Raw genomic sequence first — 12,366 nt, 5'->3', positions numbered from 1 at the left:
CCGCCGACTCAGCGGTTTCCGTAAGCCGCCGCAGGTTCCTGCACGCGCGGCGCCGCGACCACGACATGCGCGCGCAGCCATCCGGCGAAGCCGGCCTCGTCGAGGCTGCCGTCGGCGAGGGCGATGTATTGCGGATACAGCTCCAGGTCGCTGGCGTCGAGGCGCGCACCGTTGAGCACCAGGAAAGTCTCACAGGCGACTGCTGCGGTGCGCTTGTTGCCGTCTACGAACGGATGATTGCGCGCCAGGCCGTGGGCGAGTGCGGCGGCAAGGTCGGCCAGGTCCGGTGGAGGATCGCCGTAGGCCTGGGTCTGCAAGGGGCGGGCCAGTGCCGATTCGGGCAGGCCCTCATCGCGAACGCCAGTGCCACCACCGTGTTCGGCCAACTGCCGTTCGTGGATGGCGAGGATGAGAGCCTTTCCGATCCAGATGATCATCCTTGAGCCCTCCCTCTACTGCGCGAGCTTGTGCAGCAGGGTGCGGCGCCTGCGCATGACCTCTTCGGCCACTTCCATCTGCGCCGCCAGCTCCGGATCGAAGGTCGTCAGCCGGATCCCGTCCGGCGTCTCCAGCGCGTACAGCGCGTCGCCCTTCTCCAGGCGCAGCCGGGCCAACAGTTCCTTGGGCAGGATGACACCGGCGGAGTTGCCGATGCTGGTGATCTTGAGTTTCATGACGGACCTCCATTGTTATGACTAACGTTATAACATCGGCATTGGCATCGCAAGCGGTCTGGCAGCCGTGGCATCGGTCGTGACGGCCGCGCGAGCCTGCCGCCGTCCCGCAGGCGCATCGCGTGAGGCCTGCGCCCATCTCACGCACATCGGCCCGAACCGTGATGGCTTATCCTGAACCGCTCGCGAGGGGGAGGGAGCAGGCGATGCGAACGGCGGTCGGAACCTGGATGGCGGCAAGCGTCCTTTTCGTCCTGGGCGCATGCAGCCGAGCGCCGGAACCGGAGCCGCAGCCGTCGCGCCCGCAACAGGCCGGTCAGCCGCTGGACCCCGTCGAGACCGCCGCGAACCTCGCCGCCCTGCGCGCCGCGGCCCTGTCCGGCGACCAGGAGGCCACCCGGCGCCGGTTCGAGGCCATGCACACCGACCTGATGCGCTCGATGAAAGTCCCCGATACCCGTCGCCCGATCGATCCCGAAGCCGCCCGGGCCGCCGCGCGCGGCGTCGCAGGCGTGCGTTCCGTGGCCTGGGTCGACCGCAGCAATCTGCTCGCGATCGTCGAACACAACGAACAACGCAGCCAGGCGACCGTTGACGCGGTCTGCCTCGCGCTGGAACCGCTCGGCGACACCCTCGCCGTCGTCGTCCACCTGCAGAGCGCCGCCGCCCGCACCGGCGACGAACTGGAAGTGCTCAGCCGCAACTGCCAGCTCGCCCCCGGCGACCGCGCGCTGTTCCAGCAGAATCGTCAGCTCGACGTGATTCCGCCCGAGATCCGAGTCCGGCACCAGGCCGAGAAGGCGCGGCTGGAAGCGAAAGCAGAAGCCCAGCGCCCGAGCAAGGCCGATGAAGAGGCGTTGATGGCGATTCCGGAGATGTAGGAACCCCTTTTCGCAGGGGGTAGAGCTTAGGCCGCCCTCCCGTTGCCGTGATTTTTCACTATCAGAACAACGAATGAACCAATCCTCGCTTTCCGCCTTCATCTGGTCCGTCGCCGACTTGCTGCGTGGCGACTACAAGCAATCCGAGTACGGCAAGGTGATCCTGCCGTTCACCGTGCTGCGCCGCCTCGACTGCGTGTTGGCGCCCACCAAGGACAAGGTGCTGGCCGAGAACAAGAAGAAGTCCGATGCCGGAGTCAACCCGGACCCGTTCCTGCGCCGCCTCGTCGGCGCGGCGAAGTTCTATAACGTCTCGCCGTTGGACCTGCCCAAACTGCTAGGTGACCAGGACCACATCCGCCAGAACCTCTATGCCTACATCCAGGGCTTCTCGCCGGAGGCCCGGGACATCTTCGAGCGCTTCGACTTCCACACCCAGGTCGAGCGCCTGGCCAAGGCCGACCTGCTGTACCTAATCACCGAGAAGTTCGCCAACATCGACCTGCATCCGGACAAGGTCGACAACGCCCGCATGGGCCACGTGTTCGAGGAGCTGATCCGCAAGTTCGCCGAGCTGTCCAACGAAACCGCCGGTGAGCACTTCACTCCGCGCGAAGTCATCCGCCTGATGGTCAACCTGATCTTCATCGAGGATGACGAAGTGCTCAGCGCCGGCAACGCCGTGGTCCGTACCGTCTACGACCCCACCGCCGGTACCGGCGGCATGCTCTCGGTTGCCGCCGAACACCTGGCCGAGCACAACCCGACCGCGCGTCTGACCCTGTACGGGCAGGAACTCAACGACGAGTCCTACGCCATCTGCAAGGCCGACATGCTGATCCGCGGCCAGCCGGTCGAGAACATCGTCGCCGGCAACACCCTCAGTGACGACGGCTTCCCGCAGCGCAAGTTCGACTACATGCTGTCCAACCCGCCGTTCGGCGTGGAATGGAAGAAGGTGCAGAAGGCGGTGCGCGCCGAGCACGAGCAGAAGGGTTTCGACGGCCGCTTCGGCCCCGGCCTGCCGCGCGTGTCCGACGGCTCCATGCTGTTCCTGCTGCACCTGGTCTCGAAGATGGCCCCGGTCAAGGGCGGCGAGGGTGGCAGCCGTTTCGGCATCGTCCTCAACGGCTCGCCGCTGTTCACCGGCGGCGCCGGCAGCGGCGAGAGCGAAATCCGCCGCTACCTGCTGGAGAACGACCTGGTCGAGGCCATCATCGGCCTGCCCACCGACATGTTCTACAACACCGGCATCGCCACCTACGTCTGGATCGTCTCCAACAAGAAGCCCGCCCACCGCAAGGGCCAGGTGCAACTGATCGACGCCAGCCGCTTCTGGCGCAAGATGCGCAAGAGCCTGGGCAGCAAGCGCAAGGAAATGGGCGACGAGCATATCGCCGAGGTCACCAAACTGTTCGGCGACTTTGCCGAGGCCGACCTGGTCACCGTGCTCGATGCCAACGGCAAGGAAGCCGGCCGCCACGTCCTGCGCGACGGCGATGCCGACCCGAAGGCCCCCGAAGGCGGCAAGCTCAAGCGCGCCCCGTTGTCGCGCCGCTTCCGCAACGAAGCCTTCGGTTACACCACCATCACCGTCGAACGGCCACTGCGCGACGAGGCCGGCAATATCGTCCTCGGCCAGAAGGGCAAACAGAAGGGCCAGCCCCAGTCCGACAGCAAGCTGCGCGACACCGAGAACGTGCCGCTGGGGCAGCACATCGGCGAATACTTCGAGCGCGAAGTGCTGCCGCACGCCATGGATGCGTGGATCGACGAGAGCAAGAGCAAGGTCGGCTACGAAATCCCGTTCAACCGCCACTTCTACGTGTTCGAGCCGCCGCGCCCGCTGGAGGAGATCGATGCCGAGCTGAAGCAGGTGTCGGCCAACATCATGAAGATGCTGGAGGAGTTGGCGGAATGAGTTTGCCGAGGTATCCGGAGTACAAGGACAGTGGGGTGCCTTGGCTTGGAGATGTTCCAGCCCACTGGAAAGTACAGCGATTCAAGTGGGTCATTGAGCAAAACGACGGTGGTGTATGGGGCGAAGACCCTGACGGAAGCGATGACACGGCCGTACTGCGTTCTACTGAGCAGACGGTAGACGGGTATTGGCAAATAGGCGAGCCTGCTATGCGCAAGCTTGCTGATAGGGATAGGCTTTCTGCCCTGTTGCAGGAGGGCGACCTGCTGGTCACAAAGTCAAGCGGTAGTGCGTTGCACATTGGTAAGACAACGCTGGTTGACGAGAGTGTCGCGGCCATGGGCGCCTGTTACTCCAACTTCATGCAGCGCTTGCGTCTTGATGGGCAGCTTAGTCCGAGGCTAGCTTGGTACCTCCTCAACAATGGATTGGCACGTACACAGCTGGATTTGCTGTCTAACTCCACAACGGGTTTGGCCAACCTCAATGGATCCATCATAGGTGAGATTCGATTGGCCACGTCGTTGCAGGATGAGCAGAACGCAATCGTTGCCTTCCTCGACCGCGAAACCGCCAAGATCGACGCCCTTATCGCCGAGCAGGAAAAGTTGCTGTCGCTGCTGGCAGAAAAGCGCGAGGCCACCATCTCCCACGCCGTCACCCGCGGCCTCAACCCCAACGTCCCGATGAAGGACTCCGGCATCCTCTGGCTGGGCCATGTGCCGGTGCATTGGGAGATTGCTCCTTTCAGATACTGTGTCGACTTTCAGGAAGGGCCGGGAATCCTCGCCACCGACTTCCACGATGAAGGTGTTCCCTTGCTAAGGGTCTCAGGTGTGCAAGGTAGATGGGCCACACTCGATGGCTGCAACTACTTGGCCCCGGCGCGAGTGGCTGAACAATGGGAGCACTTTCGCGTAGCAGAGGGCGATCTGTTGATCAGTGCCAGCGCAAGCATGGGTACCGTGTGCGAGGTTGGTCCTGATGTGGCTGGCTGCATTCCCTACACCGGGATTATCCGCCTTCGAAGTGTGTCAGGAGTTATGCACAAGCCATATATCCGGCACCTTGTTGTGTCCAGTCAGTTCATTACGCAGATCGACTTGCTGAAGGCTGGGACAACCATCCAGCACTTTGGGCCAACGCATCTCAATCAGACGGTCATAACAAGGCCGCCAGAAGCGGAGCAATTGGAGATAGGGGCCTATCTTGACGAGCAACTTTCGATCATGGCCAATCTTGAGAAGGAGGCTGTTTGTGCCATCGATTTACTCCGAGAACGCCGCAGCGCCCTGATCTCCGCCGCCGTCACCGGCAAGATCGACGTGCGTGGCGCTTCCTGAGTTCAAGGGGGCGGGGTGATGGCAAACAAGTCGCGTGAACGTTGGCTTTTGCAGCAGGCCGGAAAGATCGACCCACTCTTACAGGTCGGTATCATTGAAGATTCCGAGGTGCCTGACTTCATCCTTAGATCGACGGATAGGTCCATCGGCGTCGAGGTCACCGAGTACTTTGCCGCCCCGGTGGCCGGTCGGCCCCAACAGGAGATTCAGAGCAGGAAGAACGCGGTGGTCCGAAGGGCATGGGAGCACTATCTGGGATTGGGTGGCCCTGCTGCATACGTCAGAGTTTGTTTCCAGAGCCCGGAAACTCTCGACAGGAAACGCTGTGATGCTCTCGTTGCGCCTATCGCGCATGTGGTGTTGTTGCATGCTGCCGGGCTGAAATGGCCTCAAAGCAGCATTGCCATCCTTGACGGGTTGCCCGCGGGGGTCGCATCGATCCGCGTTGGGCCAAGCCTGGATGGTCGAGATCAGTTGTGGCATGCCGAGCAAAGTGGCTGGGTTGGAGAGGTGAAGGCGGGCGATGTTCAGCGTGTCATCGACCGGAAAAACAAGAGTGCGGCGAAGGCCAAAAGCAGATGCGACGAGCTTTGGCTCCTGATCTGCTACGACTGGTCCTCCGGCGGAGAGCTGGTAGAAGTGAGGGACTCGGTCTTGCGCTCCGCCAGCAGTGGTGCATTCAACTCCGCGTTTGACCGTGTGCTTTGGCTTGAACCTCAAAAACCCCGATTGCTCAAGCTGTTTCCGCGCGAACCTGGTCGGCAGAAGTGGTACAGGGAGGAAAGGAACGTATGAGCGATATCCAGTTGTTCCGGCTGTCCGCTGGTCAGGCCACCGAGCTGCCCGGCCGTGTCGCCGCGATCGAGAAGGAACTTCAGAACTTGATCGAAGCGCAGATGCCGGCCTTCCTCGGAGTGCAGTTCCTCGCCAGCGAATACGCCACCGGCAAGACCCACAAGGGCCGCATCGACTCGCTCGGGCTGGACGAGAACGGTTGCCCGGTCATTGTCGAGTACAAGCGCCACAGCAACGAGAACGTCATCAACCAGGGCCTGTTCTACCTGGACTGGCTGCTCGACCACCAGGCCGAATTCCGCTGGCTGGTGATGGAGAAACTGGGCAAGGACGCGGCCGACGCCATCGACTGGTCCGGCACCCGCCTGCTGTGCATCGCCGCCGACTTCACCCGCTACGACCAGCATGCGGTGCAGCAGATTCCGCGCAACATCGAGCTGCTGCGCTACAAACTGTTCGCCGACGACCTGCTGCTTCTGGAACTGGTCAACGCGGTCAGCGTGGCCGACGTGACCACGACCAAGCCGGACGCGGCCTCCGCGCCCAAGCCGAAGGGCCCCAGCAAGGACAAGAGCTTCGACGAGCAGTACACCGGCTCGCTGCCGGAGACGCGCGCCGTCTACGACGCGCTGGCGGCCCACGTCCTCGCCCTGGGCGACGACGTGCAGGAGCGCAAGCTCAAGCTCTACACCGCCTTCCGCCGCCTGAAGAACTTTGTCTGCGTGGTGATGTACCCGAACAAGATGCTGGTGTACCTCAAGGTCGCCCCGGACACGGTGGCGTTGGAGGAGGGCTTCAGCCGCGACGTGCGCCAGATTGGTACCTGGGGCACCGGCGACCTGGAGCTGACCCTGCACAGCATGGCCGACCTGGAGCGCGCCAAGCCCTTGATCGAGCGCAGCTACAACGAGAGTTGAGAACTGCACAAAGTGAAATAAGGCAGTGCTTCGGCCTTCTTGTTGCAGGCTGGATTGAATATGGAGCGCAGCCGCCTCTATAGTAAACTCAGGCTATCGCATGGAGTGTCGCCCGGCCCATGCGCAACTCGGGGAAACGCATGAGCCCGCAAGTCGCTTCAGCCCGCGCCGGCCGCTACATCCGCCAGCCGACCGGCTACAGCGCTTTCCTGCCCGCCGCATTGCCGCCGGACCCGCCAGTGGCCTTGGTCGGTGAGTTGCCGAGTCTGTTGTCGCAAGCCGACCGTGCCCTGGGCCGGTTGGATGGTTCGGTGTTGACCCTGCCGAACCCGGATCTGTTCGTTTTCATGTACGTCCGCAAGGAGGCGGTGCTGTCGAGCCAGATCGAGGGCACCCAGAGCTCGCTGCAGGACCTGCTGGCCGCCGAGGCAGACCTGTTCGACGAATCCATGCCGCGTGACGTGGACGAGGTGGTCAATTACGTACGGGCCATGAAGCATGGCCTGGCGCGCCTGGACGAGTTGCCCGTGTCGGTGCGGCTGATTCGCGAGATCCATGCCGAACTGATGCAGGGGGTGCGTGGCGGACGCCTGCAACCGGGGGAACTGCGCCGCAGCCAGAACTGGATCGGTCCGGCCGGTTGTACGCTGGCCACGGCCAGCTTCGTGCCGCCGCCCCACGAAGAGGTGCCGCAGGCGCTGGGTGACCTGGAGCGTTTCCTGCACCGGGACGACGGCCTGCCGCTGTTGGTCAAGATCGCGCTGGCGCATGTGCAGTTCGAGACGATCCACCCCTTCCTGGATGGCAACGGGCGGGTGGGGCGCCTGCTGATCACTTTCCTGCTGACCGAGTGCGGTGTACTGCACAAGCCCGTGCTGTATCTGTCGCATTACTTCCGCCGACATCGGCAGGCCTACTACGACCATCTGCAGGCCGTGCGCGATCGTGGCGAGTGGGAAGCCTGGCTGGAGTTCTTCCTGCGAGGCGTGATCGAGGTGGCCGGGGAGGCAGCGGAAACGGCACGGCGCATCCAGTTGCTGCGCGAGGGGCACCGAATGGCGATTACCGAACGGCTTGGGCGCGCGGCCGGCAATGGTCACCGCGTGCTCGAGAGCCTGTTCGATCGCCCCATTGTCACCGTGGCCGATGTAAAGGGGATGACTGGAACGACCTATGCGGCAGCGAATAATCTGGTCGCAAAGCTGGTCGAGCTGGGCATCCTGATGGAGATGACCGGATACGCGCGTAACCGCAGGTTCCGTTACGAGCCCTACGTGCGCCTGTTCACCGATGATGTGCCAGCCGAGGGGGCGGCCTGAGCATGAACCTGCACCAGGAACACCACTTCGAGTCGGAAATCTGCCGGCATCTGGCCGCCAACGGCTGGTTGTACGCCGAAGGCGATGCCGCCCACCACGACCGCGCCAGCGGCCTGTACCTGCCGGACTTGTTGGCGTGGATCGAGGCCACCCAGCCGCAGAGTTGGGCCGCGTTGAGCAAGACCCACGGCCCTGCTGTCGGCGAGCGGCTGGCGGACCGCATCCGCAAGAACCTGGACGAGCGCGGCACGCTGGACGTGCTGCGGCGTGGGGTGGAGATGGTGGGGCTGAAGGCGCCGTTGTCGCTGGTGCAGTTCAAGCCGGCGCTGGCGATGAACCCGTTGATCCAGCAGCACTATGCGGCCAACCGCTTGCGGGTGGTGCGGCAGGTGCGCCACTCACCGGACAAGCCGAATGACGCGCTGGACCTGGTGCTGTTCGTCAACGGCATAGCGGTGGCAACTGCGGAGCTGAAGTCGGACTTCACCCAGAGCGTCGGCGATGCGGTGGACCAGTACCGTTTCGACCGCGACCCGCTGCCGAAGGGCGGGCGGCGCGAGCCGCTGTTGGCCTTCCCGGGCGGCGCGTTGGTGCACTTCGCGGTCAGTCAGGCCGAGGTGATGATGACCACCCGGCTGGCCGGCAAGGACACGTTCTTTCTGCCGTTCAACCGGGGCAACAATGGCGCGGCGGGCAATGCGCCCAATCCGGGCGGCTTTGCCACTGCCTATCTGTGGGAGGAGGTCTGGCAGTGCGACAGCTGGCTGGACATCCTGCACCGCTACCTGATCGGCAAGCGTGACGACAAGAAGCGCCTGACCACGGTGATTTTCCCGCGTTATCATCAGTTGGACGCGACCCGGAAACTGGTGGCGGATGTTCGCGCTAACGGGGCGGGGCAGCGCTACCTGATCCAGCACTCGGCCGGTTCGGGCAAGACCAACTCGATTGCTTGGAGTGCGCATTTCCTCGCCGACCTGCACGACGATGCCCACAACAAGCTGTTCGACAGCGTGCTGGTGGTGTCCGACCGCAACGTGCTGGACGCGCAGTTGCAGGAAGCGATCTTCGACTTCGAGCGCACGACCGGCGTGGTGGAAACCATCACCAACGAGCACGGCAGCAAGAGTGCCCAGCTCAGCCAGGCGTTGAAGGACGGCAAGAAAATCATCGTCTGCACCATCCAGACCTTCCCGTTCGCGCTGCAGGCTGTGCAGGAACTGGCGGCCACCGAGGGCAAGCGTTTCGCGGTGATTGCCGACGAGGCGCACAGCTCGCAGACCGGCGAGGCGGCGGCCAAGCTCAAGCAATTGCTCAGTGCGCAGGAGTGGGCTGAGTTGCAGGATGGCGGCGAGGTCGATACCGAGGCCTTGCTGGCGGCGCAGATGGAGGCGCGCAGCGGTGGCAGCGGCCTGACCTACGTGGCCTTCACCGCCACGCCCAAGGGCAAGACGCTGGAGCTGTTCGGGCGGCCGGGGCCGGATGGGCTGCCACAGCCGTTCCATGTGTATTCGATGCGGCAGGCGATCGAGGAGGGCTTCATCCTCGACGTGCTGCGCAACTACACGTCCTATGACCTGGCTTTCCGGCTGGCGCACGAAGGCAAGGAGATCGACCACAAGCAGGTCGAGCGTTCGGCGGCGATGAAGGGAATCATGCAGTGGGTCCGCCTGCACCCGTACAACATCGCCTCCAAGGTGCAGATCGTGGTGGAGCATTACCGCGAGAACGTGCAGCCATTGCTGGATGGCAGGGCCAAGGCGATGGTGGTGGTGGCCACGCGCAAGGAGGCGGTGCGCTGGCAGAAGGCGATCCGTGGCTATATCGAGCGGCAGGGCTACCCGCTGGGCGTGCTGGTGGCGTTTTCCGGCGAGGTGAATGACCCGGAGAGCTTCCCGGAAGCAGTTACCGAAACCAGCAAGCTGCTCAACCCTGAACTGAAGGGAAAGGACATCCGCGAGGCCTTCGCCTGCGAGGACTACCACCTGCTGCTGGTGGCCAACAAGTTCCAGACCGGTTTCGACCAGCCGCTGCTGTGCGGCATGTACGTGGACAAGATGCTGGGTGGCATCCAGGCGGTGCAGACGCTGTCGCGCCTGAACCGTGCTCACTCTGGCAAGGACACGACCTACATCCTTGACTTCGTCAACGACCCGGCCGAAGTCCTCAAGGCGTTCAAGACGTACTACGAAACCGCCGAACTGGAGGCCGCGACCGATCCCAACCTGGTTTATGACCTGCGTGCCAAGCTCGATGCCAGTGGCCATTACGACGAGTTCGAGGTCGAGCGGGTGGCTAAGGTGGAGATGGACCCTGCCGGAACCCAGGCCCAACTCAGCGCTGCCCTGGCACCGGTCGCGGAGCGGTTGCTCAAGCGCTACAAGGCGGCACAGCAGGCCAAAACCACGGCAGGGGCAAGGGATGATGAAGCGGCTGCGCAGGCTGCCAAGGACGAGCTGGAGGCACTGGTGCTGTTCAAGGGCGACATGGGCACGTTCAACCGGCTCTATGCCTTCCTGTCGCAGATGTTCGATTACGGAAACACCGACATCGAGAAGCGCTTCATCTTCTACCGGCGCCTGATCCCGTTGCTGGAGTTCGGCCGTGAGCGCGACGAGGTCGACCTGTCGAAGGTGGTATTGACCCATCACACCTTGCGCCGGGGTGCCGCGCAGAATCTCTATGCCGGGAGCGGAGAGGCATTGAAGCTGCCTCCCGTGGATGCTGTTGGCAGCGGCCATGTGCAGGAGAAGCAACGGGCTTATCTGGCAGAGATCATCGAGAAGGTGAATGGCTTGTTCGAGGGGCAGATTACCGACGACGACCAGCTACGTTTCGTGGATGGGGTAAAGGGTCAGATGTTGAATAACGGAACGCTGGTCTCACAGGCGGTTAGCAACACCAAGGAACACTTCTCCAACTCCCCTGACCTGAAGGAAGCGCTGATGCACGCGATCATGGATTTCCTCGATGTGCACACTACGATGAGCAGCCAGGCCTTGGGCTCCGAGCGCATCCGCGAGGGTTTGAAGGACATTCTGCTGGGGCCGGGGCAGCTGTATGAGTCGTTGCGGTCAAAAGGCATCCGGGATCAACCCCAGACCTGATAGAGAGCCGCATTCGGCCCCCATCCAGCTTCACCGTCCTACCCTGCGAGGACCCTTGGAAGCAGCGGAGGTCGCGATGTCCACGGAGAACAAGACGCCGCTCGAGCATGTCAACGACGCATTGGCGCAGCTCAAGGAGATGCGGCATTACTCGAAGAATTACGTCGAGCAGCTGACCGCGCAGTGGCTGCTGTTCGATGGCGAGCTGTCGAAGCTGAAGCAGGCCGGCAGGATCGAGGACCTGATGACGCGCCAGGGCGAGCTTCACGATGCGCTGGAGGCGCAGATCGCGGAGCTGGAGGCGTTGGCGGCGGAGTTGCAGCCGGCGCCGGACGAGGGTGCCGGCTAGAAGCGGGCGTGCCGGCTTCGCCCCCTGCTTCGGGAGGGGGCGAACGGCGCATCCTCAGTACCCCGGCTTGGCGCCCTCCACCGGCGCCGTGGTCGCGGCGCGGCGGGCGAGGACGGCCTCGCGGTGGGCGATGTAGGCGTTGGCGGCGAGGATGATCGCGGCGCCGGTCAGGGTCCAGCGGTCGACGCCCTGGTCGAACAGCAGCCAGCCGAGCACGGCGACGATCGGCAGCTGCATGAAGCTGATCGGGGTCAGCGCGGAGACCTCGCCGAGCTTGAGCGCGCGGGTCCACAGCATGTGGCCGCCGGTGCCCAATACGCCGGCGGCGATCACCCACAGCCAGGTGATGCCCTGCGGCCATTCCCATACCGCGACGGCGGGAAGCAGCGACATCGGCACCCACAGCAGGGTGGTGTAGATCACGATGCGGTCGGCCGGTTCGGTATTGGACAGCTGTTTGATCTGGATCGCGACAAGGCCGCTCAGCACCGCCGCGGCGACCGCGATCAGGGTACCCGCGGTGAAGCCTTCGGTGCCGGGACGGACGATAACCAGAACGCCGATGAAGCCGATCGCCACCGCGGCCCAGCGACGCGCGCGGACCTGTTCGCCGAGCCAGAACACCGCAAAGATGGTCACGAACAGCGGCGATGAGTACGACAGCGTCACCGCCTGCGCCAGCGGCAGGTGGCCGATCGCCCAGAAGCCGCAGAACATCGAGACCACGCCGATGAAGCAGCGGAACACGTAGCGCGGCAACTGGTCGGTCCTGAGGATGCCGGCGCCGTGGCGCATCAGCAGCGGCACGGTCGCGAGCATGCCGAAGAAGTTGCGGAAGAACGCGACCTCGAAGGTATGCAGCGTTTCGGAGGCCAGCTTGATCGCGATCACCATGAAGGCGAAGAAGATCGTGCTGCCGAACATCAGCAGCGCGGCGCGGGCGTGTGTGGTCCGGGCGGGAGCGGTCATGGCACCAGGGGGGCGGGCGGGGGAGTGAAGACGAAGCGGTGTGCGCCCGCGCGGTCGCGGGCGGCGCAGGCGAGCATGGAAGCCTCCGTAG

General features: G+C 63.8%; 11 protein-coding genes. 8 read left to right on the top strand and 3 right to left on the bottom strand.

What is annotated here, in order from left to right:
* Positions 1-8: 8 nt before the first annotated feature.
* Together L3V18_RS03715 and L3V18_RS03710 are read right to left on the bottom strand one after the other, a co-directional pair.
* Entirely contained in the window at positions 9-437 is a 429-nt protein-coding gene (locus tag L3V18_RS03715; protein ID WP_237053244.1) for a type II toxin-antitoxin system death-on-curing family toxin, read from the bottom strand.
* A 15-nt stretch (positions 438-452) separates the two neighbouring features.
* Entirely contained in the window at positions 453-674 is a 222-nt protein-coding gene (locus L3V18_RS03710; RefSeq protein WP_237053243.1) for an AbrB/MazE/SpoVT family DNA-binding domain-containing protein, read from the bottom strand.
* 206 nt (positions 675-880) lie between these two features.
* Here L3V18_RS03710 and L3V18_RS03705 point away from each other — a divergent pair, with 206 nt between their 5' ends.
* The 8 genes from L3V18_RS03705 (at position 881) to L3V18_RS03670 (ending at position 11,306) form a co-directional block, all read left to right on the top strand.
* A complete protein-coding gene (locus L3V18_RS03705; RefSeq protein ID WP_237053242.1) occupies positions 881-1,555 on the top strand; it encodes a hypothetical protein in 675 nt (224 codons plus the stop codon).
* Between the two features lie 73 nt (positions 1,556-1,628).
* Positions 1,629-3,476, top strand: coding sequence for a type I restriction-modification system subunit M (locus L3V18_RS03700; protein WP_237053241.1), 1,848 nt, complete (start codon positions 1,629-1,631; stop codon positions 3,474-3,476).
* Positions 3,473-4,819 carry a restriction endonuclease subunit S domain-containing protein gene (locus L3V18_RS03695; protein WP_237053240.1) on the top strand — a complete coding sequence of 449 codons (1,347 nt, stop codon included), beginning with the start codon at positions 3,473-3,475 and terminating at the stop codon, positions 4,817-4,819. The genes L3V18_RS03700 and L3V18_RS03695 overlap by 4 nt, the downstream gene beginning before the upstream one ends.
* An 18-nt stretch (positions 4,820-4,837) precedes the next feature.
* Positions 4,838-5,614, top strand: a complete 777-nt coding sequence (locus L3V18_RS03690; protein ID WP_237053239.1) for a hypothetical protein — start codon at positions 4,838-4,840, stop codon at positions 5,612-5,614.
* Entirely contained in the window at positions 5,611-6,531 is a 921-nt protein-coding gene (locus L3V18_RS03685) for a DUF5655 domain-containing protein (RefSeq protein WP_237053238.1), read from the top strand. Before L3V18_RS03690 ends, L3V18_RS03685 begins: the two co-directional genes overlap by 4 nt.
* 140 nt (positions 6,532-6,671) lie before the next feature.
* Positions 6,672-7,850 carry a Fic family protein gene (locus L3V18_RS03680; RefSeq protein ID WP_237053237.1) on the top strand — a complete coding sequence of 393 codons (1,179 nt, stop codon included), beginning with the start codon at positions 6,672-6,674 and terminating at the stop codon, positions 7,848-7,850.
* Positions 7,851-7,852: 2 nt separating this feature from the next.
* A complete protein-coding gene (locus L3V18_RS03675; RefSeq protein WP_237053236.1) occupies positions 7,853-10,957 on the top strand; it encodes a type I restriction endonuclease subunit R in 3,105 nt (1,034 codons plus the stop codon).
* 76 nt (positions 10,958-11,033) lie between these two features.
* Complete coding sequence (locus tag L3V18_RS03670) at positions 11,034-11,306, top strand: hypothetical protein (protein ID WP_237053235.1); 273 nt, start codon at positions 11,034-11,036, stop codon at positions 11,304-11,306.
* A gap of 54 nt (positions 11,307-11,360) precedes the next feature.
* Here the strand turns inward: L3V18_RS03670 and L3V18_RS03665 are convergent, their stop codons facing one another.
* Positions 11,361-12,275 carry a DMT family transporter gene (locus L3V18_RS03665; protein WP_237053233.1) on the bottom strand — a complete coding sequence of 305 codons (915 nt, stop codon included), beginning with the start codon at positions 12,273-12,275 and terminating at the stop codon, positions 11,361-11,363.
* Positions 12,276-12,366: the final 91 nt, after the last annotated feature.

It is taken from the genome of Marilutibacter chinensis (genome assembly GCF_021725675.1).
In the GTDB taxonomy this organism is placed as follows: domain Bacteria; phylum Pseudomonadota; class Gammaproteobacteria; order Xanthomonadales; family Xanthomonadaceae; genus Marilutibacter; species Marilutibacter chinensis.
Note: the sequence above shows the minus strand (reverse complement) of the source record. Positions and strands in the feature narration are given on the sequence as shown.

Bases quoted from the DNA above. Each gene is read 5' to 3' on its own strand.
- L3V18_RS03700 (WP_237053241.1), top strand. From the start codon at position 1,629: ATGAACCAATCCTCGCTTTCCGCCTTCATCTGGTCCGTCGCCGACTTG.
- L3V18_RS03670 (WP_237053235.1), top strand. From the start codon at position 11,034: ATGTCCACGGAGAACAAGACGCCGCTCGAGCATGTCAACGACGCATTG.
- L3V18_RS03665 (WP_237053233.1), bottom strand. From the start codon at position 12,275: ATGACCGCTCCCGCCCGGACCACACACGCCCGCGCCGCGCTGCTGATG.
- L3V18_RS03680 (WP_237053237.1), top strand. From the start codon at position 6,672: ATGAGCCCGCAAGTCGCTTCAGCCCGCGCCGGCCGCTACATCCGCCAG.
- L3V18_RS03685 (WP_237053238.1), top strand. From the start codon at position 5,611: ATGAGCGATATCCAGTTGTTCCGGCTGTCCGCTGGTCAGGCCACCGAG.
- L3V18_RS03715 (WP_237053244.1), bottom strand. From the start codon at position 437: ATGATCATCTGGATCGGAAAGGCTCTCATCCTCGCCATCCACGAACGG.
- L3V18_RS03675 (WP_237053236.1), top strand. From the start codon at position 7,853: ATGAACCTGCACCAGGAACACCACTTCGAGTCGGAAATCTGCCGGCAT.
- L3V18_RS03710 (WP_237053243.1), bottom strand. From the start codon at position 674: ATGAAACTCAAGATCACCAGCATCGGCAACTCCGCCGGTGTCATCCTG.
- L3V18_RS03705 (WP_237053242.1), top strand. From the start codon at position 881: ATGCGAACGGCGGTCGGAACCTGGATGGCGGCAAGCGTCCTTTTCGTC.
- L3V18_RS03695 (WP_237053240.1), top strand. From the start codon at position 3,473: ATGAGTTTGCCGAGGTATCCGGAGTACAAGGACAGTGGGGTGCCTTGG.
- L3V18_RS03690 (WP_237053239.1), top strand. From the start codon at position 4,838: ATGGCAAACAAGTCGCGTGAACGTTGGCTTTTGCAGCAGGCCGGAAAG.